General features: G+C 53.4%; 22 protein-coding genes and 1 tRNA gene. 20 read left to right on the forward strand and 3 right to left on the reverse strand.

Annotated elements, in window-relative coordinates; translation table 11 throughout:
• Positions 1-28: 28 nt before the first annotated feature.
• From coxB to IPI29_02185, 15 genes are read left to right on the forward strand one after another with little or no spacing between them, the layout of a single operon-like run.
• The gene (coxB, locus tag IPI29_02115) at positions 29-871 is read left to right on the forward strand and encodes a cytochrome c oxidase subunit II (protein ID MBK7411331.1); all 843 of its coding nucleotides are present in this window, start codon (positions 29-31) and stop codon (positions 869-871) included.
• Positions 872-898: 27 nt separating this feature from the next.
• Positions 899-2,719: a cbb3-type cytochrome c oxidase subunit I gene (locus IPI29_02120; protein MBK7411332.1), complete on the forward strand. Its 1,821-nt coding sequence runs from the start codon at positions 899-901 to the stop codon at positions 2,717-2,719.
• A gap of 6 nt (positions 2,720-2,725) precedes the next feature.
• A complete protein-coding gene (locus IPI29_02125) occupies positions 2,726-3,901 on the forward strand; it encodes a COX15/CtaA family protein (GenBank protein ID MBK7411333.1) in 1,176 nt (391 codons plus the stop codon).
• A 2-nt stretch (positions 3,902-3,903) separates the two neighbouring features.
• Positions 3,904-4,839 carry a protoheme IX farnesyltransferase gene (gene cyoE / locus IPI29_02130; GenBank protein ID MBK7411334.1) on the forward strand — a complete coding sequence of 312 codons (936 nt, stop codon included), beginning with the start codon at positions 3,904-3,906 and terminating at the stop codon, positions 4,837-4,839.
• A 19-nt stretch (positions 4,840-4,858) separates the two neighbouring features.
• Positions 4,859-5,458, forward strand: a complete 600-nt coding sequence (locus tag IPI29_02135; GenBank protein MBK7411335.1) for a cytochrome c oxidase subunit 3 — start codon at positions 4,859-4,861, stop codon at positions 5,456-5,458.
• A 22-nt stretch (positions 5,459-5,480) separates the two neighbouring features.
• Positions 5,481-5,795: a cytochrome C oxidase subunit IV family protein gene (locus IPI29_02140; GenBank protein MBK7411336.1), complete on the forward strand. Its 315-nt coding sequence runs from the start codon at positions 5,481-5,483 to the stop codon at positions 5,793-5,795.
• Positions 5,796-6,386, forward strand: a complete 591-nt coding sequence (locus tag IPI29_02145) for an SCO family protein (GenBank protein ID MBK7411337.1) — start codon at positions 5,796-5,798, stop codon at positions 6,384-6,386.
• 2 nt (positions 6,387-6,388) lie between these two features.
• Positions 6,389-6,826 carry a DUF420 domain-containing protein gene (locus IPI29_02150; protein MBK7411338.1) on the forward strand — a complete coding sequence of 146 codons (438 nt, stop codon included), beginning with the start codon at positions 6,389-6,391 and terminating at the stop codon, positions 6,824-6,826.
• On the forward strand, positions 6,823-7,059 hold the full coding sequence (locus IPI29_02155) for a hypothetical protein (GenBank protein MBK7411339.1): 237 nt from the start codon (positions 6,823-6,825) through the stop codon (positions 7,057-7,059). The genes IPI29_02150 and IPI29_02155 overlap by 4 nt, the downstream gene beginning before the upstream one ends.
• Before the next feature lie 38 nt (positions 7,060-7,097).
• On the forward strand, positions 7,098-7,847 hold the full coding sequence (locus IPI29_02160; protein MBK7411340.1) for a cytochrome c3 family protein: 750 nt from the start codon (positions 7,098-7,100) through the stop codon (positions 7,845-7,847).
• Between the two features lie 52 nt (positions 7,848-7,899).
• Positions 7,900-10,962: a Fe-S-cluster-containing hydrogenase gene (locus IPI29_02165; protein ID MBK7411341.1), complete on the forward strand. Its 3,063-nt coding sequence runs from the start codon at positions 7,900-7,902 to the stop codon at positions 10,960-10,962.
• Positions 10,963-10,996: 34 nt separating this feature from the next.
• The gene (nrfD, locus tag IPI29_02170) at positions 10,997-12,403 is read left to right on the forward strand and encodes a polysulfide reductase NrfD (GenBank protein ID MBK7411342.1); all 1,407 of its coding nucleotides are present in this window, start codon (positions 10,997-10,999) and stop codon (positions 12,401-12,403) included.
• Positions 12,404-12,430: 27 nt separating this feature from the next.
• Positions 12,431-12,973, forward strand: a complete 543-nt coding sequence (locus IPI29_02175; protein MBK7411343.1) for a DUF3341 domain-containing protein — start codon at positions 12,431-12,433, stop codon at positions 12,971-12,973.
• Positions 12,974-12,998: 25 nt separating this feature from the next.
• Positions 12,999-13,622 (forward strand): cytochrome c, encoded by a 624-nt coding sequence (locus IPI29_02180; GenBank protein ID MBK7411344.1) that lies wholly within the window; start codon positions 12,999-13,001, stop codon positions 13,620-13,622.
• Positions 13,623-13,644: 22 nt separating this feature from the next.
• Complete coding sequence (locus IPI29_02185) at positions 13,645-14,850, forward strand: hypothetical protein (GenBank protein MBK7411345.1); 1,206 nt, start codon at positions 13,645-13,647, stop codon at positions 14,848-14,850.
• A gap of 126 nt (positions 14,851-14,976) precedes the next feature.
• On the opposite strand, the gene IPI29_02190 is transcribed toward IPI29_02185, so the two are convergent.
• Together IPI29_02190 and IPI29_02195 are read right to left on the reverse strand one after the other, a co-directional pair.
• A complete protein-coding gene (locus IPI29_02190) occupies positions 14,977-15,399 on the reverse strand; it encodes a hypothetical protein (GenBank protein MBK7411346.1) in 423 nt (140 codons plus the stop codon).
• Positions 15,396-15,824 carry a hypothetical protein gene (locus IPI29_02195; protein MBK7411347.1) on the reverse strand — a complete coding sequence of 143 codons (429 nt, stop codon included), beginning with the start codon at positions 15,822-15,824 and terminating at the stop codon, positions 15,396-15,398. Before IPI29_02195 ends, IPI29_02190 begins: the two co-directional genes overlap by 4 nt.
• 178 nt (positions 15,825-16,002) lie before the next feature.
• Between IPI29_02195 and lpdA the strand changes: the two genes are divergently transcribed.
• The 5 genes from lpdA (at position 16,003) to IPI29_02220 (ending at position 23,600) form a co-directional block, all read left to right on the forward strand.
• Positions 16,003-17,406: a dihydrolipoyl dehydrogenase gene (lpdA, locus tag IPI29_02200; GenBank protein ID MBK7411348.1), complete on the forward strand. Its 1,404-nt coding sequence runs from the start codon at positions 16,003-16,005 to the stop codon at positions 17,404-17,406.
• Positions 17,407-17,410: 4 nt separating this feature from the next.
• The gene (gene lipB, locus IPI29_02205) at positions 17,411-18,043 is read left to right on the forward strand and encodes a lipoyl(octanoyl) transferase LipB (protein MBK7411349.1); all 633 of its coding nucleotides are present in this window, start codon (positions 17,411-17,413) and stop codon (positions 18,041-18,043) included.
• A gap of 232 nt (positions 18,044-18,275) precedes the next feature.
• A tRNA-Gly gene (locus IPI29_02210) sits at positions 18,276-18,348 on the forward strand.
• Between the two features lie 191 nt (positions 18,349-18,539).
• Positions 18,540-22,496 carry a type IX secretion system sortase PorU gene (gene porU / locus IPI29_02215; protein ID MBK7411350.1) on the forward strand — a complete coding sequence of 1,319 codons (3,957 nt, stop codon included), beginning with the start codon at positions 18,540-18,542 and terminating at the stop codon, positions 22,494-22,496.
• A 33-nt stretch (positions 22,497-22,529) separates the two neighbouring features.
• Positions 22,530-23,600 carry a PorV/PorQ family protein gene (locus IPI29_02220; protein MBK7411351.1) on the forward strand — a complete coding sequence of 357 codons (1,071 nt, stop codon included), beginning with the start codon at positions 22,530-22,532 and terminating at the stop codon, positions 23,598-23,600.
• Between the two features lie 38 nt (positions 23,601-23,638).
• Here the strand turns inward: IPI29_02220 and IPI29_02225 are convergent, their stop codons facing one another.
• Positions 23,639-24,241, reverse strand: a complete 603-nt coding sequence (locus IPI29_02225) for a DedA family protein (GenBank protein MBK7411352.1) — start codon at positions 24,239-24,241, stop codon at positions 23,639-23,641.
• Between the last annotated feature and the right edge of the window lie 2 nt (positions 24,242-24,243).

The raw sequence follows: 24,243 nt of genomic DNA on the forward strand, positions 1-24,243 counted from the left end.
AAATTTTCCTCCTCGGAGTCTTTATCCAATGGGCGATATCCTTCACGTCTTAGACATGCTTGCGTGGTTCCCGGAGAACATCTCCACGTTCGGTGCGGAACTCGACAGCTTGTTCGCCATCATCTACTGGGTGAGCGTGGCGATCTTCTTCCTCACCTTCGGTATCCTCGGATATTTCCTCGTGAAATACCGCTATAGCCCGGACCGGAAGGGGTATAACTACCACGGCAATAACATCGTAGAGATCACGTGGACCATTCTTCCAACGTTCCTCTTTGCTGCCATCGGACTTTACTCCGATGACATTTGGGAACGCACCAAGTACTCCAAGCGTGTACCAACTGCCGATGTTGAGATCCTCGTCCTCGGAAAGCAGTTCGGATGGCTGTTCATGTATCCGGGTGCCGATGGGTCGTTCGGGCGCAATGCCTACAACGATCGCACTGCTCGGTCTCTGATGACGGCAACCAATCCGTTCGGGATCGACTCAACGGACCCTGCCGGAGCCGATGACTTCATTACAGAGAATCAATTCCGCGTCCCGGTAAACTCCAATGTTGTGGTACGGGGCTCCTCAATAGACGTGCTTCACAGCTTCTTCCTTCCGCACGCCCGTGTGAAGCAAGACGTTGTTCCGGGCACATGGATGAACATCTGGTTCAACCTGTTCAAGACAGGGAAGTATGAACTTGCTTGTGCTGAACTCTGCGGCGGCGGACACTACGCCATGCGCGCTGAGTATCAAGTGATGAGCAAGGCCGGCTACGACACGTGGCTGGATACCAAGAACGCAGAGGTGAAAGCTGCACGGTCACCTCAACCAGCACCGACCGCTCCTGCGGACACGGCTGCCGTAGCATCCCTCCGTTAATACACAGCGAAACTGGAGACCTATATAATGAGCACTGCAGATCACGCACATCATCACGAACTTCCGTGGTATCGCAAATACGTATTCTCAACGGACCACAAGGTGATCGCGAAGCAGTTCCTGCTTTCGTCGCTCTTCTTCCTGTTCGTTGGTGGTGCGTTTGCGCTCTTCATTCGCTGGCAGCTGGCCTATCCGGGCACGCCGATCCCTGTGATCGGTTCGATCCTCCCGGCTACATGGGTCACAGAACCGGGCAGTGGTATCATCACGCCGGAATTCTACGCCCAGCTCCTTACCATGCACGGTTCGATCATGATCTTCTTTGTGATCATTCCGTTTGCCGTGGGCATGTTCGGCAACTTCTGCATCCCGCTGATGATCGGCACGGATGATATGGCGTTGCCACGATTGAACATGTGGTCGTTCTGGCTCGTACCGCCTGCCGGACTCATTATGATGGCTGGCTTCTTTACCGAAACCGGATATGCGGCTGCAGGCTGGACGAGTTATCCGCCGTTGTCGGCCATGACCGGACTTCCAACGTTCACGATCTCGGGCCAGACATTGTGGCTCATCAGCGTCTTCCTTGTTGGATTCTCATCCATCATGGGCGCCGTGAACTACGTTACCACCGTGCTGAACAAGCGCGCTAAGGGAATGAAGTTGTTCGATATGCCCCTTACCGTTTGGGCATTGTTCATCACCGCCATCATCATCACGCTTGGTACACCGGTTCTTGCGGCCGGTCTTGCGATGTTGTTCATGGACAACTTCCTTCATACAAGCTTCTTCCTTCCGGACAATCTGGTCACCAGCTCAAAGTACTTCGGTGGTGGTCAACCGGTTCTGTTCCAACACGTGTTCTGGTTCTACTCGCACCCGGCTGTGTACATCATGATCCTGCCGCTCATGGGTGTGGTATCTGATGTGATGGCAACGTTCTCTCGTAAGCCGATCTACGGGTACAAGGCGATGGTCTTTGCCATTGCAGGCATTGCGTTCCTTGGCTTCATCGTGTGGGGTCACCACATGTTCCAGTCGGGCATGAATCCATTGCTCGGCACAACCTTCATGTTGTCCACCATTGTCATCGCCGTTCCATCGTCGATCAAGGTCTTCAACTGGCTCGGAACGCTCTGGCGCGGGAACATCAAGTTCACCGCAGCTATGTTGAATGCGCTAGCCTTTGTGTCGATGTTCATCATCGGTGGACTCTCTGGCGTCTTCATGGCATCGGCACCGGTTGACATCTACATTCACGACACGTACTTCATCGTAGCACACATCCACTACGTTCTCTTTGGCGGATCGCTCTTCGGGATCTTTGCCGGTATCTATTACTGGTATCCAAAGATGTTCGGGAAGATGCTCAACGAGTCGTGGGGTCGCAAGCACTTCTACTGGTCATTCGTTACGTTCAACCTCACGTTCTTCCCGATGCACATCCTCGGCGTTGGCGGTCACATGCGTCGTATCTATGACCCGAATGTGTACGACTTCCTCAAGGGGCTTGGTGGTGTGAACGAATTCGTCACCATCGCAGCTATCGCGCTTGGATTCTCACAGCTCATTCTTGTCTTCAACGTGTTGTGGTCGCTCAAGTTCGGCAAGAAGGCACCGCGCAACCCATGGCGTGCCAACACCCTCGAGTGGGCAGCACCGGCACATCCTGGTCACGGCAACTTCGATACCGACATCACGGTGTATCGCGGACCGTACGAGTATGGTGTTGAAGGACGTGATCTTGACTACTGGCCGCAATGGGAACCAGGGAAGTCGATCTCGATCCATCACCACACTGTAGCAGTAACAGACGAGAACGATACACGCACATTCGGCGCGCACTAACGAACAATGACCTCTAACGCAGCACCAACACGGAACCTTCGCATGCTCAACATCGTGAGTATTGCGCTGTGCGTTCTAACGTTCGGTCTGATCGTTTGGGGAGCGCATGTGAACACAACGCGCAGCGGAATGGCATTCCCTGATTGGCCTACATCGAACCTTGCTCCGATGATCACCTATCAGCCGTCGGAGTGGCTTTGGGCAAAGGATCGGTTCTGGGAGCACGGTCACCGACTCTTCGCAAGTCTTGTTGGACTTGTGACAACGGTGGTCCTGATCTTGGCCGTTCGGATCACACCTGTAGATGCTCGTCCGCACCGTGCCATTGGTATCGTTGTGGGCGTGGTTCTCGCCACGATCATCACAGCCATCTTTGGACTCAACCTCATGCCTCCCGGCTTCATGGAAGTCTTCATGATCGGACTTGGTGTGTTGTTAACGGCATTTCTTGTGAAGGCGGCAAAAGCCCCTTCTCAGAGCCGATTGGTGTGGTTGTCACTTGCTGCATTTGTGGGTGTGTGTTTGCAGGGAACGTTCGGTGGGTATACCGTCCGAAACAATCTTCCTGACTGGACATCCACAACACACGGTGTGTTGGCTGAGATCTTCTTGATGATCATCATCGGCATAGCCTTGCTTTCTTCGTCGTCGTGGAATGCGAAGCGTGCACAGCCGTCGGTTCGGTCGTTCACCATGAGTGTTGTTGCCCTTACCTGGGGCTTGACCTTCTTGCAATTCGTGCTTGGTGCTCTTACTCGTCACACCGATGCATGGGGTGTGAGTGTGACCTTCCCGCAGTGGAGTGAAGACGGTTTCCTTCCGTCGCCTGATCTGTGGCAACACGCCCAGGTCACCATTCATTTCTTGCACAGAACAACGGCATATCTCGTTGCCTTCTTCGTGATCCTGCAGTACTTCATCGTTCGCAGGGACGGGGCTCCTCGTGATGTTCGTCGGTCTTCCATGTTTGCAGCACTACTTGTTCTGGTTCAAGTCTTCCTTGGTGCGATGATCCTCTGGACCTATCGTGGCGAGCTTGTAACCACCTTGCATGTGATGACCGGTGTGGTCCTTGTGATCCTCAACACCATTACGATGTACTCCACGTTCCGCAGGCCCCTTACCCAACCATCGCCAAATGCGATGTCTGGTGGTGTAGTGGCAGGGCAGGGGGGACATTGAGCATGGCCATGCACGACACAGACGCCGTAGCCATGAACGTTGATCTCCCGATGGAGAAAGAGACGTCCGTGCTTCGTCATTACTACGAGCTCACCAAGCCGGGCATCAGTCAGATGGTTGCCATGAGCACCTTGGCCGGCTATTACCTTGCTATTCCGGGCGACGTAACGTCCTATGCTGCCATCGGTAGCAATTGGGTGCACTTCCTCTCAACGATGGTTGGCACCTTGGCTATCAGTAGCGGCAGTTGTGTTGTGAATCACATCATGGAGAAGGATGCCGACGCGCGCATGAAGCGCACGTCAACACGTCCGATACCGGCTGGTATCATCTCTGTACGTGAGGCAATGATCTTTGCCGGCGTTCTTACGTTGGTAGGAGCGGCTCTTCTTGCAACGATCAATGTCCTAACATTTCTCTTGGCCATTGGTACGTGGCTCAGCTATGTGGCTGTGTATACTCCGCTCAAGCGCAAGTCTTCTCTGGCCGTGATCATTGGTGGGGTGCCTGGTGCACTTCCGTTCGCTGGAGGCTGGACCGCCGTACGAGGATCCATGGATCCCATGGCGTGGTCGCTCTTTGCGATTCTCTTCTTCTGGCAACTCCCGCATTTCTATGCACTCTCGTGGATGTACCGGTCCGATTATCGGGCAGGGGGCTTTGTGTTGCGTGCTATCAGCGATGACAGCGGTAAAACGCTTGGCATGCAGATGACCGTAACCAGTGTGTTGACGTTGGCGAGTCTTGTTGTTCCAACGATGCTTGGGTCAACAGGGTGGTTGTATCTCGTAGGATCCCTCGTTCTCGGACTCTGGCTTACGGCCGAGAGTGCACTCTTCGTACGCAAGGCAGATGCCTCGGCTGCGAGACGTGTCCTTCTCACGTCGTATGCCGTTCTGATGGGCGTTATCCTGCTCATGTTCCTCGATAAACAGTGATCAACTTTTAGGTGATTGAATGTCTTCAGCATTGAATCTTTCGCACGAGCCGGTCACAAAGGTCAAGCATGGCAAGGTTGCCATGTGGGCCTTCCTTGCCTCCGAGCTCATGTTCTTCTCCGGATTCTTCGGCACGTTCATCGTGTTGCGGAACACGAACTATGAGGTGTTCAAGCACGGCGCGCATGAACTTGCATGGCCGCTCGCTCTTTTGAACACATTCATCCTCATCGGAAGCTCGCTCACGATGGCCATGGCCATCTACCACTTGGAGCGTCATAACAACGGGAAGTTCCGCACCTATCTCGGACTCACGATCCTTGGGGCCTTCGGCTTCCTCATCGTGAAGTACTTTGAATATTCGGCCAAGTGGCAACACCATTTGTTCCCGGGACAGGAAGAGCATACAGTATTCTTCTCGTTCTACTTCCTTATGACAGGATTCCACGCCATGCACGTTGTAGGCGGCTTGATCCCAATGGTCTACATGTTCTTCAAGTCCTACACCAAGAGTGCGTATCCACATCCCGGTAAGGTTGAGACACTCGGTCTCTATTGGCACTTCGTGGATCTGATGTGGATCTTCATCTTCCCGGCACTCTACCTCATCTTCCCATAATCGCGCACCAGGAGACCTCCCCATGAGTAACGATCACGGAAACGTTCTGCCCTCCTACATGAAGGTGTTTGCGACGCTTTGCACGCTTACCCTTGTTACCGTTGGTGCCGCTGAACTCATTCATTTCGGCGACCTCGGCCCCATCCCCGGTTATTCCATCAACATCTTTGTTGGTATTGTCATTGCCGTGGTCAAGGTGATCTGTGTGATGTACATCTTCATGCACCTCAAATTCGATCACCCGATGCTGCGCTTCTTTGTGTATGTGCCGGTCTTCCTGTTCTTTGTGATGAGCTTTGCGCTGAACTTCCTTGAGAAGTGGACCTACACGCGGTAAGTGAAGCATCGACCGACCATATCTCTCGTAGCTGTGCTGAGTGTAGTGACACTCATCATCAGTGCGTGCGGCACCAAGGATGCGCTCGAGCAGAAGAGTGCAACATCATTCGATTCGTTGCCTGTTCTTCGCACGGTTACGCCCTTTGAGGGGATCGATCAGAATGGGAAGCCCCTTACCTCTTCTTCATTGAAGGGGCATACGTGGCTTGCGTCGTTCTTCTTCACGCGGTGTGAGACGATCTGTCCGGCATTGAATACCGTGCAGACAACACTCCAGCGCGACTTTGCAGACCGCCTCACATTCGTATCCATTTCGTCCGACCCCGAGTTTGACTCGCCCCCTGTGATGAAGACCTATGGCGAGCAATTCGGAGCGAAGGATGGCGTATGGTGGTTTGTAAACATGCCACAAGAGAAAATGCTTGATGTGGCTGCCAATGGACTTGGTTTGATCCCGCCCGGAAGTCCGGAGATGCATTCAACACGATTCGTGTTGGTGGATTCGGCCATGAAGGTGCGTGGGTATTATGACAGTGCCGATTCTTCTGATGTGGCAAAACTTCGTTCCATTCTCACGGAGCTGAAGTGACGTTGGAGGATCTACCAGCAGTGAATGCAGGACTCAATGCAACAAGCACCGTTTTGTTGCTTACCGGGTACAGGTTCATTCGCGCAAAGAAGATCCAGCAACATCGCATGATGATGATATTGGCCTTCTGTGTGTCAATGATCTTTCTTGCCTGTTATCTTCTTCATAAGTGGCATTTGCATCAGACCACGGGGTCGTTCAATACCACATTTCAGGGAACAGGTGTTTGGCGGGGAGTCTATTTCTTCATCCTCATAACACACGTGCTGTTGGCCATCACCGTACCGGTGTTGGCAACGATCACGATACGGAGAGGATTGAAGATGAGTGTTGAGGCACATCGTCGGATCGCGCGGATCACATTGCCTGTATGGCTCTATGTTTCCGTGACAGGTGTGGTGGTGTATTTCATGTTGTATCAATGGTTCGCTGTTGCATGAAACGGTTCATGACTGTTTTTGTGAGTGTTGTAGCACTCCTTGTGGTCGCTGTGGAAAACACGTTGGCATGTCCTGCGTGTAAGGACAGCTTCACCAAGGCAGGGGCGAACGGTTCGGTTGGGGACGCCTATTCCTGGTCGATCCTCTTCATGTTGGGAGTTCCGTTGACGATCGTTTCTGTTGCCACTGTTGTAGTGGCACGAAGACTTCGTCAACATCCAAATGACAACTGATGGTATATTTGCAGGTCATTTCACGCTAAGGGAAGCGAATGTTCTCACGCCGGTTCGACATGGGAGTGAAGGTTGGGGGTGCTGTTATCGGTGCCGTCGCAGCCATCGCGTTCCTCCTCGTATTCTTTGGGGTACGGAACGATGTTGCAGACGTTGGATATCGTCCGGAACAACCCGTACCGTTCTCACATAAGCTGCACACTGGAACGCTCCAGATCCAATGCCAATACTGTCACGCAGGGGTTGAGGCATCGGCGCATTCGCCGGTACCCACCACGCAGACATGTATGAACTGCCACACGGCAGTGAGGGCGGAAAGTCCGCGTCTTCAAGTGGTTCGTGATTCCTACGAGTCGGGTCAGCCGATCGAGTGGGCACGTATCCACAAGGTGCCGGACTACGTGCACTTCAATCACAGCCGACACATTCGTGCGCAGATCGACTGCAAGAGCTGCCATGGTCCGGTTGAAGAGATGGGTGTTGTGTCGCAGTTCAAGCCCCTTACCATGGGTTGGTGTCTTGACTGTCACCGCAATCCAGAGAAGAACATCATTGGTGCACGTCCGATCTCCGGTGTGTTCACAGGGAAGCTTCACAAGGTGAAGGACCTGATGGACAGCACATACATCTTTACGCCGATCGCAGCACAGGTAGGTGAGTCAACACCGATCACTGTGCCGCAGTTCGGTTCGTACGAGACGGCGATCCCACCAGTGACCGTTGCTGGTATTCCGCATCCGAAAAAGGCCGGTATTGGTCCGGAAAACTGTTCGGCTTGCCATTATTGATCCGGTCGATCCCGACCTTCTGATAACTACGATCATCCAACAAGGTTTGCATATGTCCGATCGTTCGCTCCACGCTTCCAAGAACACGACGTGGAAGAGCATCGATGAGCTCGCCCACGGTCCACTGGAATCCGGCGAGTTCGCACCAGGCACAACGTCAGCTCCCGTTTTTGATTCTACGGTGAGCCGACGCGGCTTCATGGCCCTTGTGTCGGCATCGATGGCTCTCACGGCTGCAGCATGCCGCCGTCCGGAGCAGAAACTCGTTCCTTCCGTGAAATCCCTCGAGAACGCCACGCCAGGTCTGCCCGTCTACTATACTTCGGTGTATTCGCACCGGAACGTAGCATACGGTGCGATCATCAAGACGCGCGAAGGCCGTCCGATCAAGGTGAAGGGCAACGAGTTGCACGGCAGCAACTGCGGTACTGCTTCGTCTGAAATGCAGGCTTCGCTACTTTCCTTATACGATCCGGATCGTATCCGCCGTCCGCGTCTCGGCAATGGCCAAACATCATTCGATGCAGCTGCATCGAAGATCGCAGAGGCAATTGCTGAAGCACAGGGAGCAGGGAAGAAGGTTGCTATCATGGTGGACGAGCATTGCTCGCCAACGTACGCGGCCCTCCTTGCAGATCTTTCTGCGGCAGTTCCAAACACGATGATCGTTACGATGCCTGCCATTGTCTGTGACAATGCGGCCATCGCAAATCAAAGTGTTCTCGGCGTCAACGGCGAGATCGTGCCAGACCTCTCAAAGGCCTCGGTGATCTTGAGCGTTGATGCCGACTTCCTCGGTACAGATAAACTCGCACTCCATCATACGGGTCGCTTCGCTGCACGCCGCACGCCGTCGGCTGCGAATGCAACGATGTCCGATCTTACGGTAGCGGAAGCTCAGTATTCTCTTACCGGTATGAACGCTGATCATCGCGTTCGCCTTCATCCGTCGCAACTCGAGGCCTTTCTCGGTGCCGTGGAGCGCGAGATCGCAGGTGGTAGTGCTATCGGCGGTGACCTTGCATCTGCAGCTACCCCGGAAACGTCAAAGGCCGCTACAGAGGCAGCAGCACGTCTCAAGACAGCCCCAGCAGGAGAAGCAGTTGTTCTTGCCGGACGTCATCTTTCGCCGCGTGCACAAGCCGTTGCACTGAACATTAGTGCTGCCCTTGGAGCTGTTGGTGCAGGGAAGACGATCGATGCAGCCAATGTTCTTCCGAACTCGCAGGCGAAGTCCGCCGAGATCGATGCACTTCGCAACGAGATGTCAGCCGGTAACGTCCACGTTGCTCTCTTCTGCGACGTGAACCCAGAGTACACGTCAGACCGCGCCTTCCGCACGGCCCTGGCAAAGGTGCCGGTTCGCGCAGCGATCAATCTCTACGAAGATGAAACCGCATCGATCGCACAGGTAAGCATCCCGGGCTCGCATTGGCTTGAGTCATGGGGCTCAGCACGCACATTCGATGGTACGATCAGCATCCAACAGCCAATGATCGCTCCGCTTTGTGAAGGTGTTCCTTCAACAGAGGATACGTTGATCGCGATCGGCAAGAAGGTCAATGCTGCCTTCCTCGGTGAAACAGCTACCTATGCCGACTACGTGAAGAACTGGGCGAACACGTCGGTGCTGGCATCAATGCCGGGCACCACCTGGAATGCACTGCTCACGAAGGGCGCTATCGGCCCGGCCACACCAAACGTTGGATCCGGCATGATGAACATATCCGCCGGTGCAGCGCTTGCCACGGCCTCTGTAGGCAATGGCATGGTGGTCCTCACGGTTCCGTCGATCGCGATGTATGACGGCAAGCTTGCCAACAACGGTTGGCTTCAAGAGCTTCCGGACCCGGTCACAAAGATCACTTGGGATAACGTTGCGCTGATCAGCCCAAGCACAGCCATTGCTCTCGGTCTTGCCGAAGGCAAGGATGCAAAGGCCATCGCAAAGGCAAATGAGAAGGTTGTAACAGTTACCACGTCACACGGTGCTATCGATCTGCCGGTGATGGTGCAGCCTGGTATGGCTGACAACGTTGTTGTGACACAACTTGGCTACGGCCGTACGGCTGGCGGCAAGGTCATGACCGGAGTTGGTTCAAATGCCTATGTTCTTGCCGGTGGGGGACATACGGTATCGTATGCAAACGCTTCTTCGGTAAAGGTTGTTGACGGAAAGCGTCACCGCGTTGCCACAACACAGCAGCATCATACGCTTAGCGATGGACACGGTGATCGTCCCGTTGCCAAGATGATGACCCTTGGTGATGTGAAGGCCAAGAACTTTGATGTTGTCAGCGAACACTTCTTTGATGAAGGCACTGATGGCAAGTACAAGACGCCCCTTTCGGCAAATAAGGCATACGAGTATAAGGGACATCGTTGGGGTATGGTGATCGACATGAGCTCCTGCACAGGATGCTCATCATGTATCATCGCATGCCAGAGCGAGAACAACATTCCTGTGGTAGGGAAGGATCAGGTCTTGGTGGGTCGCGAGATGCACTGGATCCGACTCGACCGTTACTACATAGGCGATATGGATGCGCCGGGCGCGATCGTAGAGCCGATGTTGTGTCAGCACTGCGAAAATGCTCCGTGTGAAAATGTGTGTCCGGTAGCGGCCACAACACACTCACCTGAAGGTCTCAATGAGATGACGTACAACCGTTGTGTTGGTACACGCTACTGCCTCAACAACTGTCCGTACAAGGTCCGTCGATTCAACTTCCTCAACTATTCGGCGATGAACGAGCAGAAACCGCTCGATCTTGCCTATAACCCTGAAGTGACCAATCGCTTCCGCGGTGTGATGGAGAAGTGTACGTTCTGCGTGCAGCGTCTCCATGAGGCAAAGTGGAATGCACGTGATAACGGACGTTCACGCGTGATGGATGGCGAAGCTGTAACGGCGTGCCAAGAGGCATGTCCGGCAGGAGCGATCATCTTTGGCGACATGAATGATCCAAAGAGCCGCGTATCTGTTGCACGTCAGAACGAACGTGGTTTCCGCGTGCTGTCCGATATCAATGTGCGTCCTTCTGTGACGTACCTCGCAAAGGTCGTCAATGCACCGGCTACTCCGAAAGAAGCCGGCGCTGGTCATCACTCCTGATTGAAACGAAACGATTCATAGACGGGAACCCAACATGACGGTGGTCCAGGAACAAGAGAGATTGCATGTCTCCTCACATAATGAGGAGCCGGTGCGCGAGACCCTCGTGCTCGGCAATCCATCGGTGCGCGACGTAACGTCTCGCATCGCCAGTATCGTGGAATCGAAGATCACCCTGAAATACCTTGCCACGCTTGCCGTGACAGGCGGTATGGCAGCTTGGGGATTGTTCGCTCTCTACTATACGTTTGCAACGGGTATTGGGGCATGGGGCTTGAACAACCCGATCGGATGGGGATGGGACATCACGAACTTCGTGTTCTGGATCGGTATCGGTCATGCCGGTACACTCATCTCGGCCATCCTTTTCCTCTTCCGTCAAAAGTGGCGCACAGCCATTAACCGATCGGCGGAGGCGATGACCATCTTCGCCGTTATCTGCGCCTTGACCATGGTGTTGAGCCATACGGGTCGTCCGTGGCTCTTCTATTGGCTCCTGCCGTATCCGAACCAAATGAACATGTGGGTGAACTTCCGCTCGCCCCTTGCCTGGGACGTGTTCGCTGTGAATACCTATTTCACGGTATCGGCTCTGTTCTGGTTTATCGGTCTGATCCCTGACCTTGCAACACTTCGTAACTACGTAAAGAGCGATATCGCAAAGAAGATCTACGGCGTATTGTCGATGGGCTGGACGGGTTCTGCACGTCACTGGCACCATTACGAGATCGCCTACATGATCCTTGCCGGTATCTCAACACCTCTTGTGTTGTCCGTGCACTCGGTGGTTTCCTTTGACTTCACCGTGGGTATCCTTCCTGGCTGGCACACAACGATCTTCCCGCCATACTTCGTTGCCGGCGCCATCTTCTCCGGCTTCGCCATGGTGATGACGCTGTTGGTGATCACGCGTGAAGTCCTCGACCTCAAGCAGTTCATCACCCTCAAGCATTTTGAGAACATGAACAAGATCATCCTGGCAACAGGGATGATGGTTGGATATGCCTATGCGATGGAAATGTTCATCGCTTGGTATTCCGGAAGTGACTGGGAGCGTTGGGTCTTCATCAATCGTGCCATGGGCGACTACGCATGGGCGTATTGGACGATGGTCCTCTGCAACGTGGTCTCTCCGCAGGTGTATTGGTTCAAGAAGGCTCGTCGTAACATCCCGCTGATGTTCATCATCTCGATCTTTGTGAACATCGGTATGTGGTTCGAACGCTTCACGATCATCGCCACAACGTTGCATCACGACTTCCTTCCGGCATCGTGGGGTTATTACACACCAACGTGGGTGGAGATCTCGATCTTCATCGGAACGTTCGGCATCTTCCTTACGCTCTTCCTTCTGTTCGCGAAGTTCGTTCCGGTAATCGCCATTGCAGAGATCAAGAGCATTCTTCCTGGTGCCCAGCCTAAGCACCACCATCACGCATAACGAAACACGATCAAGGTCGATCCTGATATGAGTACAACACCCGTCGGCGTCATCGGAGAATTCACCGAGGTCAACGCTGCCTATGCAGCCGCTGAGAAGTTGCGTGATGCAGGGTTTCGGAATTGGGATATCCATACTCCGTATCCTGTTCACGGACTCGACAAGGCAATGGGCGTGAAGCGTTCGATCATCACGTATATCTCCTTCCTCGGTCTGGTAGGGGGCTTGTCAACCGCTGTTGGTCTCCAATTATGGACCGGCGCTATTGACTACAAGCTCAACATCGGCGGTAAGGGATTCTTTGATTGGCAGTTCTCGATCCCGATCGACTTTGAATTGTCGATCCTTGGCACAGCCATCATGACCGTGGTGGGACTCTTCCACCTCTGTCGCCTTCCTACATGGTACAACAAGTATCAGGAAGACGAATCCTTCAAAAAGGCAACGGACGATACGTTCGTTGTGACCATTGATTCAGACGACGACCGGTTCTCGGCAGACGGCACTCAGGATATGTTGCGCGGCCTCGGTGCCGTAAATGTCCACCTCGTAAACGCTTCGGCGGAATGATCACGAACCTCAACGGCATCAACGCATGAACGCTCGTAAGCTTCCCATCCTCTGGATCCTCATCGGCCTCGTTATTGCGGGCTTTACAACGCTCGTCTTGGCAGGTAAGATCGCATGGTTCTCAGACCAACCACCACTCGAGTTCCTCTCGAATATGGATCACCAGTTCAAGGCGATCCCGCAGTCGGGGAACTCCTACTTCAGCGATCGTTCGAATGTTCGGACACCTGTTGAAGGGACCGTTGCTATCGGCGCACAGCCGTATCAACTCGGTCAAGGTGATATCGACGCAGCCGAAACAGTAAACGTCGACCCGAACCTCCCGCAAACGGAGTTCGTACTTGCTCGTGGACAGAATCGCTTCAATGTGTTCTGTGCTGCATGCCACAACTACGACGCAAAGAGCAACTCGATCCTGGTACAGCGCGGTCAATGGCCGGGCATCCCAGACCTCACACGTGAGCAAACGGCGGCACTCTCGAACGCACGGATCTTCCACATCATCAGTGCCGGACAGAATCTCATGCCGAGTTATGCTGACAAGATCTCGGTAACGGATCGCTGGGCGATCATCCGCTATCTCCGCACGCTACAAGGCGTGGAAGGTGTAGCAAGCAACGCGCCGGCAGCAACGACACAAGCACAGTAATCGCGAAGAGGAGCAACACACAATGTCAAATGTCAACCTTGGCTCAACTCCGCTCATCGGAAAGATCAACAAGATCGGCATGGTCCTCGCCGCTATCGGCGCTGTTGGTCTTGGAGCCACCTTCGCTCTGAACGGTCAAGAGCGCTTCTTTGCTGATTACCTGCTCGGTTTCTGGTATTTCGCCGGCATCAGCGTCACCATGATGTTCTTTTCGGCCCTGCAATTCCTTGCACGTGCCGGATGGAGTTCGGCTGTCCGCCGTATCGCCGAGAACTTCACAGGAATGGTCCCGTTCATGGCTATCGCCCTGATCCCGATCGTTATCAACATGCTCTCGCACAACTCAATCTATGAGTGGTCGCATCACGATGCAGCGAATGACCCGATCCTCCAGAAAAAGGCTGCCTACCTCAATCCAACGGCCTTCATGATCCGTATGGGTGTCTACTGCCTGTTCTGGTTCGGGATGTTTCGTTTTGTGATCGGTAACTCGATCAAGCAGGATGCCTCAGCCACGGATATCACACCAACACGGAAGAATTGGAAGCGCGCAGCCCCATGGGTACTTGTGTATGCGCTTTCGATCACGTTCGCTTCGTTCGACCTTCTGATGTCTCTGGAACCACACTGGTTCTCGACGATCTGGGGTGTGTATACATTCGCCGGACACTTTGTTGGTGCGCTTGCAGTTGTCACGATAATGACTGTTGCCCTCTACAACAACGGTCACCTCCGCGAATACATCACAGCCGAACACTTCCATGACCTCGGCAAACTGATGTTCGCCTTCTCAGTCTTCTGGGCATACATCGCATTCTCCCAGTATTTCATCATCTGGTACGCAAACCTTCCAGAAGAGACGATCTACTTTGCCACGCGTACAACACACGGCTGGGAGTTCTTCGGTATCGCCCTTGTTCTGATGCACTTCGTTGTACCGTTCATGGTCTTGCTGCGCCAAGATGTGAAGCGTAAGACGAACGTCCTCGTGGCCGCATCGATCATCATCCTTATCTCGCACTACATCGATCTCACGTGGATCATTATGCCTGCCGTTGGTCATCATATCCTGAAGATCGAAGGCGTGCTCTTCGGCTGGCAGGAACTCACAGGCTGGCTGTTCTTTGCCGGACTCTTCATGATCCTTGCAGCTCGCAACTACCAGAAGCGCAACGCCGTAGCGATCAATGATCCGCTGATCTATGAGGCAACGGAGTACTACAGCTAATGTGCTAGATTGCTAGAGTGCTAGAGTGCTAGATTGCTAGAGTGGTAGAGTGCTAGAGAAAATTGAGAGAGCCCGTCTCCTTGTGGGGGGACGGGCTCTTTTCGTTTGTGCAATGACAAATGAGCGTCAGGCGGTCTTGTTGAGCTTTCCGTAGATGAAGCCCATTGCTGCGCCGGTAATGCCGCCGGCAACGATCTCCCAAGCAACGGAATAGAGTGATGTTGGGATGAACGGATAGTTGGCAAAGAACATGTTCATGCTGAACTCCATCATGAACGTGAACGTACCGAGCATCACAGCACCGACCGTTGCTGTGCTGGCTACTGTCACCGAGCCTCGTTGTGTGAACCACATCATCAGCGCGGCAGTGATCATCGTTGTGATCAACCACATCGCCGGATTTCCGTCCTCCATGGAGTTCATCACAGAGCTATACGGTGCCATAGCGGCCTTGTAATGCTCCATCATGACAAGCCCCATCCACGTTCCCTCGAGGACCCAATAGACCAATCCACCAGCGATGATTGAGAGTATTGAAGCTCTGTTCATGCTGTTGCTCCACTGAATTTCTTTGCAAGGATCACCGTAACAGCACCGGCAACTGCGCCAAGGACGGCACGATAGGCAACTTCAATAAACAGACCCGAAATAGGCCATGGGACGTTGATCGACATGCCCCAATTGATGTCGATTGCACCAGTGATCATAACCAGGATCAAAGCACCGCGCTGGGCTGCCTGGCCCACTGTAAGAGGTACTTGGAGTGTGGCAAAGGCAATGAGCCCGGCCACAGCAAGTTCCATCAGATAATACCATGCTGGGCTTGGCATATTGGCTTCTGTGTACGAAACAGATGCAAGTGCCGTCTTACACTCAGCCGGCATTGGCATGAGAAACATGTAGAACACAAAATCAAGCAAGAACATCACAAGGGCCGCTAGAACTACGGCAATGAGTCCACCTCGAAGTGTCATGACTTCCTCCAATGAGTTGGAAAGCGTGTTCGGCCAGAACTTGCCGAACCATTGGTCGGGAACATACGCCGTAGTCAGACGAGTTGCAATCCATGTTTTTTAGGAGGCAGTTCGAGGCCTAGGTTCTCGTATTTTTGTTGTTCGTATCGTTCTCACCAATTACATGCTCCATCTCCCTATGAATCAGCATTCGTTCGATCTTGTTGTCATTGGCTCCGGTCCCGGAGGTTACGTAGCGGCCATTCGTGCATCGCAATTGGGCCTCAAGGTGGCCTGTATCGAGCGTGACCGTCTTGGCGGCGTCTGCCTCAACTGGGGTTGCATCCCGTCGAAGTCGCTCCTGAAGAATGCCGAATACATGAACTTCTTGAAGCATGCTGAGGACTACGGATTCGGTCTGAAAGAGATCGACGTAGACTTCCCAAAGGTCATTGCGCGCTCGCGCGGCGTAGCCGACAAAATGAGCAGCGGCGTATCCTTCCTTCTCAAGAAGCATAAGGTCACGTTGATCAAGGGATGGGGAACGATCAAGAACAACACCACGGTGGAAGTGAAAGATGAAGCCGGTGCTGTAACGGACGTTGTGACGGTAAAGACCATCATGATCGCTACGGGTGCACGACCACGTCAGATCCCAGGCATCGATGTTGACCGTGAGTATATCCTCACATCAACTGAAGCCATGCTTCAGCAGAAGACGCCAAAGTCCCTCATCGTCATGGGCGCCGGCGCTATCGGTATTGAGTTTGCGTATTTCTATAAGTCCTTCGGAACAGAAGTGACGGTGATCGAAATGCTCGATCGTATTCTGCCTGTTGAAGATGAAGATGTCTCGAAGGAACTTCGTAAGACCTTTGAACGCGACGGCATGAAGATCATCACCGAAGCAAAGGTTGTATCGGCAAAAAAGAAGGGCAAGGGCGTTGAAGTGGTCATCGAAAAGAAGGATGGAACCAAGGAGACCCTTACCGCAGATCTCGGACTGAATGCGATCGGCGTGCAAGGCAATATTGAGAACATCGGACTCGAAAATGTTGGTGTTACACTTGAGCGCGGATGGATCACCGTCGATAAATATTGCCGCACCAACGTCCCGAATATCTATGCGATCGGTGATGTTGCAGGAGCCCCATGGCTTGCTCACAAGGCATCGGCAGAGGGTATCGTTGCGGCTGAACACATTGCTGGACACCACACGGACGGCGTAGACTTCTCGAACATCCCAGGCTGCACGTATTGTCAGCCACAAGTTGCAAGCATCGGTCTCACCGAGAAGAAGGCCAAGGAAGCCGGCTACGAGGTAAAGGTTGGCAAGTTCCCATTCACTGCAAATGGTAAGGCACACGGCATCGGCAAGGCACAAGGTTTTGTGAAGCTCGTGTTCGATGCGAAGTATGGTGAAGTCCTCGGCGCACACATGATCGGACCGGACGTCACGGAGCTCATCAATGAGATCGGTCTTGCACGTACGCTTGGTGCAACCGGACAATCGATCGTCAAGACCGTGCATGCACACCCAACTCTTGGTGAGGCCATCATGGAATCGGCAGCCATGGCATATGGCGAGTGCGTCAATCTCTGATCTCATGATCATTCAAGATTGGGGTCTGATAGAATTCAACGAAGCATGGCGTCGGCAGCGAGAGCTTGTCGACGCCATTCTGCGTTTAGACCATCCTGATACACTCGTTCTGTGCGAACACCCATCCGTGATCACCCTCGGCCGTACAACGCAAGAGGGAAGTGTTGTGATGGATCCTGAGATACTCATTCAACGACACGTGAACGTGATCGAGATCAACCGCGGCGGTGAAGCAACCGTTCACAATCCCGGTCAGCTCGTTGGCTATCCGATCTTCAATCTCACACGCAGCAAACAAGACCTTCATTGGTTCCTCCGTACCATCGAACAGTGCATCATCGAAGTTCTTCAAGAATATGAAGTGGTAGGGGGCAGGGTGGACGGACTCACCGGCGTGTGGGTGGATGGCACCAGAAAGATCTGCGCTATCGGTATTCATTGCAGCCGTTGGATCACATCCCATGGCTTTGCCCTAAACGTCAATAATGATCTCGGCTTGTTCGATGCGATCATCCCTTGCGGTATCCGAGATAAGGGCGTAACCTCTCTCTATGCCGAAACAGGACGTATGATAGACATGCAGCAAGTCCGAACATCCGTCGAACAGGCGTTTAGAAAGAACTTCGGCGGTTTTTGATAAATGCTTGATAGTTAAGAGGGTTAGAGTGCTAGAGTGCTAGAGTGTTAGAGGGGGGAATAGGGTAGAAGCTTAGAGCCACGCCTGATTTCGAGTTTTTCGCGAGGTGATGACCCCTGTGGATAACCCTGTGGATAGTGCTAACAATGGGTCGGGACTAGGGGTTACGGCGACGCTTCAAAAAAGGGATTGACTATGCCACCCCACAGGCGTAGTTTTGTACTGTTCTTAAGCGGGAATAGCTCAGTTGGTAGAGCACAACCTTGCCAAGGTTGGGGTCGCGAGTTCGAGTCTCGTTTCCCGCTCGACGACGCGAGTCGTCACTTCCTCTTTATGCTGCATGCCTTGCCATCTCATTCCCCCCTGATGGCGAGGCATTTTTTTGTCCGATAGTAACTTTCACAGGCTGGCGCACACAATACATGCAGGGTCCAGCGTCTCTAGTGCTGGCACAAACGTGATCGTAGACCTTCACAAACCTGAATCAGTCCCAAGCATGACCTGTCTCATCCGTTCGGTCGTCCGATCGCTCTCCATCCTACTGGTTGCAGCGGTAGTTGTTCCGACCACCATGGAAGCACGCGTACCGAAGGGGTTCACCGTACGCGAGCGATCAGCAAAGGCTCTCTCGTTCTCCTATGTACCCGTGATACGACGATGGGACACGGTTACGGCATCAGATGGCCGTACAGTGCGTCCGGTGATCGAAGGCGCACAGATGCGCGTATCCGCCGATGGATCATTCGTCCAGTGGACAGTCTCTGCGGATATCATTGTTCCGGGTCCGAATGGTTTTCAGCTAGACCGTAACGACGTCCGGACGTTCACACTTGGCTCAAGCTTACCGTTCACCGTTCAACAGCGGGATGGTGATGCCTTCATTCGTGCACCCCGCCCCCTCACAGATCGTGTTGTGTTGTTTTACGACGGCATTGCAGGAGATAGACATGTGGCTCGTGTGACCATCGTGGTTGCTTCACGGGAGAATGGTCGTACTACGATCACGCAGAATGCCGAAGTACAGCTGACGTTCACTGGCAATGTTCAGGGTACAGCAAGTGTTCCCTCCACAATGGATGTTTTGAACCCAAAAGCCCCTTGGCAGATCGTTCGAACAACCGGGAGGTTCACAAAGGGCGAGAACGTACAAGCTGAAGAGTCGTTCTCAAACATGCTTCGGATGACGATCGACAAAGAGGGGATCTACCGCGTCACCTCCGACCAACTGCGTAATGCCGGAGTTCCTACGGACGCAGCAGGAGCTCGGTCTATCCGGGTGTTTGGTCGCGGCGGTATGGAACTGCCGGAGCCGATCGACTCAGCAAAGGTCAGCACCTTACGCGAGCAGCCGATCATCGTACGGACCAATGGTGATGGAAGTATTCGTGACGTGATCTTCTATGCCTCAGCTACAACAGGCTGGGCCAAGGACGGCGCTACAATTGAGCACTACATCAACCACTACTCCACCTCAAGTGCCTATTACCTCTCGTATGGCGGAGCAGATGGCCTTCGCGCAACGGCACGGCCTGGTTCAACCGTAGAGCCTACAACACGCCCTTCCATCGTTACAGGGAGGGTGTTCAATGAAGAAGAGATCCAAAGTCCGTATTCATCCGGCTCAGGCAGACGTTGGTTTGGCCGCACGATCGAGAATGGCGGGTCCATCGTGGTCAATACTCTCCTTCCCGGACTTGTCCGATCAGGTAATGCGGAGTACCGATATGTTGTGGCCCATCGCGGATCTTCTTCCGGCACCGCCACGTTCACAGAGAACTCCACATTCGTCGCCCAGAGCGTGATCCGCGCTGTTCCCAAGTACATGGATGCGTACAGCACGTTTGGAAAAGGAACCATCAGTGCACAGGTGCTGCCCTCTGACGGTCGAAGCGTTTTAAAGATCGCCTATTCATGTCCGGATAAGGCCTCGTCAGGAATGTTGGATTGGTTTGAGATCCACTATCCGCGTCAGCTTCAAGCAGCAGACGGTGAATTCGAATTCTGGTCGGTTGACGGAACAGGCGTGCATGAATATGCCGTGAATGGATTCTCCGGTGATCTCTTTGGAGTGGATGTAACTGATAGAACGCGACCACAGGTGATCGAAAACGTCTCTGCCACAGGCGGGATGTTCGTTGTGCGAGAAGATCTCGGAACAGCATCTCGTCGGTACTTCCTCTCATCGAACCTCCGTTCAACATCTCTTTCTCGAATCACCTATCCCAACCTGAGCACGTCTCCGCGCGGTGCAGATCTCTTGGTCATCACTCATCCGTCGCTTCAAGCATCAGCGCAACGTTACGCCGACTATCGAACAAGCAAGGGGAAGGTGAAAGCCACGGTCATTACAACCGACGAGATCTATGCACAGTTCTCATACGGTATGCAGGATCCAACGGCCATCCGCGATTTCATCGCCATGGCCTATGGGCAGTGGACGCCCCGTCCATCGTCTGTGTTGTTCTGGGGAGACGGACATTTTGACTACAAGAACATCTCCACGTCGCAGACGAACTTCATCATTCCCTATGAAAGTCTTGACCCGGATGATCAGGACTACGGGCTTGTTACCTATACCACGGACGACTTCTTCGTACGCGTGGCAGGAAACGACAATCGTCCGGAACTAGCTCTCGGCCGACTACCGGTAACGAGCAATTCCGTTGGAGACCGTCTCACAGACAAGATCCGCAACTATGAGGGGGCTGCCTCTCTCGACGATTGGCGCACGAGGATCACTCTTATCGCCGATGATGGTCAACAAGGTGACGGGCTCTCTGATCGATCAACTCACCTAGACCAGAACGAAATTCTTGCTGATAGCTATATCCCGAAAGAATTCCAGATCCGTAAACTCTACATGGTGGAGTATCCAACAGAAAATGTAGCAAGGGGCAGGCGGAAACCAACCGTGACCCAGGACATGGTGTCTACCATTAATACGACTGGTACACTCATCCTTAACTGGATCGGACATGGCAATCCGCGCGTTTGGGCACATGAGCAGATCTTCACTCGAGAGACCACGCCGCAGGCAATGTCAAATGTTACAAAGCCATTCTTCCTGACAGCCGCCACCTGTGATTTTGCACGCTGGGATATGACGGAGATTCAGTCCGGAGCAGAAGAACTCATTCTGCTCGAAACCGGAGGCGCTATCGGCGTCTTCTCTGCAGCCCGCGTTGTGTTCTCCCTTGCCAATGCTGAACTCAACGAAGAATTCTACACGGACCTATTCACTCGTGATGATAACGGGCAGTTCCCAACCCTTGGCGAGGCGATGTATCGAGTCAAGCAAAAGAAGAATGGAAACAACGACGAGAAATTCCATTTGTTAGGGGATCCTACCCTCCGCATTCTGGTGCCTGAGCAACGCGTGCGTTTCACGAAACTCAATGGACAGGATATCACCAAGGCCGGACAACAAGTAACCGTTTCGGCTCTCAGCACGGTGGTGATCGAGGGTGACATCATTGGTTCTCTAGATTCTACAACGGATGCCTCGTTCTCGGGCAACGTTACTATCTCGCTTCTCGATGCTCAGCGAACGCTCACGGTGGTTGATACCGACGTATACAATACCGTCAATACGTTCACAAAGTCGGGTCCGGCCCTCTGCCGTGGCTCCTTCTTAGTTGAAAACGGTCGATTTACCGGCACCTTTGTGGTACCGAAGGACATCTCCTTCTCTTCTCAGTCGGCCGGATTGTACGGCTATGCCGCGAGTGATGATCAGCGATTCGCTATGGGCGTTAGCGACCGCGTTGTTGTGGACGGAGTGACAAGCATCAGCGATCCTGAGATCGATGGCCCTGCCATATCGATCTTTCTTGATTCGCGGAAATTCCTGGCCGGCGGTATCGTTCGTCCGAACCCAATCCTCATCGTCGATCTGGAGGATGCCACTGGGATCAATACCACTGGCGTTGGCATTGGGCACGACATACAGGCCACGTTCAATAACGGAAGTCCGGTGGAGATCCTAACACCGAACTTCACTACGTCTCTTACCAACAGCAGGGCCGGCAGCGCACAGAAGCAGATCTTTGGACTTGGCGCCGGACTCCACAGCGTACATGTTCAGGCTTGGGATGTCCTTAATAACGTAAGTGAGGCATCTACAACCTTCCGCATCGTAACGTCCGAGGATGGAATTCCTGCCGAGGGTGTAACGAGTTTCCCGAACCCATTCTCAACGAGCACTACAATACGTTTCACGCATGCCAGTCCTAGACCATTCGAGGCTGTACTGCTTGTGTATGACGTTGAGGGTAGGGAGATTGCCGAACGGCCAATGCGGGTAACGGACATGCAAACGGCAGATGTTACCTGGGACGGACGAGATAATGCCGGTGCACTTGCATCTACGGGAATGTATCAGGCCGTTGTACGTTTGACCGATGAATTCGGCGGCGTCAGCTTCGTGAGTGGGAAACTAAGCCTCATTCGCTAACTTTGCTTCTTCATTGCGAGACTAGGAGAGAACATGACGCTGATCCGCACCTGCGGAATTCTGATGACCACCTTTGTGCTAACTGCTGCCGTATCGTACGGTCAGGCAGGGGGCGCTGCGGTCCCGTTTCTGCTCATCAGCCCCGATGCTCGCGCCAGCGGCATGGGTGACGTTGGAACTGCCCTCGCAGATGACATCAATGCAGTATTCTGGAATCCTGGTGGACTGGCCTTTAATCAGGCTTCCAATCAAGTAGCGCTTAGCTATTCAAAGTGGCTTCCGCAGTTCAATGCGGACCTCTTTTACTCCTATGGTTCCTACGGCCAATACGTTGACGCTATCGGCGGTACCCTTGCCGGAACGTTCATCTTCATGAACCTTGGTGAATTCACCAAGACCAATGAGAGCGGTCAGGCCCTTGGGAAGTTCCGCTCAAATGAGTTCAGTATCGGCCTCTCCTACGGCACGGAGATCTCTCCGGATCTCGGAGCCGGCGTCCAGATCAAGTACATCCAATCTAATCTGGCCCCTGCCAGCGTTGGACAATCCGGTGCCGGTACTGGCGTCTCCGGGGCCTTTGACCTTGGATTCCTTTGGCGTCCGTCCAAGCTTTCGATCTTCGGCGCAAATCTCGATAACACCCTGCGCCTCGGTGTGAACTTGCAGAACGTGGGTCCAAAGATGACCTACGATAAAGAATCCGATCCGCTTCCAACCAATCTTCGTCTTGGTGTTGCCTTCAAGCTTGTTGAAGATGAATTCAATGACCTGACGATCACGGCCGATTTCATGAAGTTGCTTGTTAAGCGTGACTCCTTGGGTTCCGACCCGATCCCGAAGTCGTTCGTCACGGCATGGGGTACGGGTGGCATCGAAACAGGCATCGGTATGGAGTATATCTACGACCGTATCGTGGCTCTCCGCGGTGGATATTTCGCCGAGCCGGCAGCGGCAGGTGCACGTGAGTATTTCACACTAGGTGCCGGTGTACGCTACGATGTGTTCAAGGTAGACTTCAGCTACTATCTTACCGTTGAACAGAATCACCCGTTGGGTAACACACTTCGTTTCTCGTTGCTTGTGGACTGGGGAACAGAAGGCTAAGCCTACTACAGAACATTGCACCTTCAGCGGCGAACCGATCACTCGGTTCGCCGTTTCCTTTTGCGGTAGATCCAAATGGTTACCCCAATAGCAAGGAGCCCCGTTACAACCCAACCATAGGCGGAGATGTATTGGTCTACGTCACGCCACCGTGCTCCTACATTCACGCCTATCGTCAGGAGCAAGGCATTCCATAAGGCGGCACTGACGGTGCAGTAAACCAGCGTACGAGGGAAGGGAAGCTTGGAGATCCCGGCAACGAAGGAGATCACCGCGCGCGTGCCGGCGAGGAATCGGTTGGCAATGATGATCAGGCCATGATACTTATCAAGCCAGCGTTCGACCTTGGCGATCAGATCCCGAGTGATAAAGGGCACCATCGGAGAATCGGCAATGGCATCACCATAACGCCGACCCAGGCCGTAGGCCGTAGAAAACCCGAGGACGGAACCGGCAGTAGCTGCGATCAACGTTGGAACAAAGCCCACTACACCCACACCAACGATCGTGCCGATGAAGACCAGCAATACATCGCTTGGGGAGGGTGGGAAGAGATTCTCTATGTAGGCGATACCAAACGTCAGAGCCAAGACCCCGGCCGGTGGCAACCCCTGAAAAAACGTCACTAATGATTCGATCATGC

The organism is Ignavibacteria bacterium (genome assembly GCA_016707005.1).
Lineage (GTDB): Bacteria > Bacteroidota > Ignavibacteria > Kapaibacteriales > Kapaibacteriaceae > UBA10438.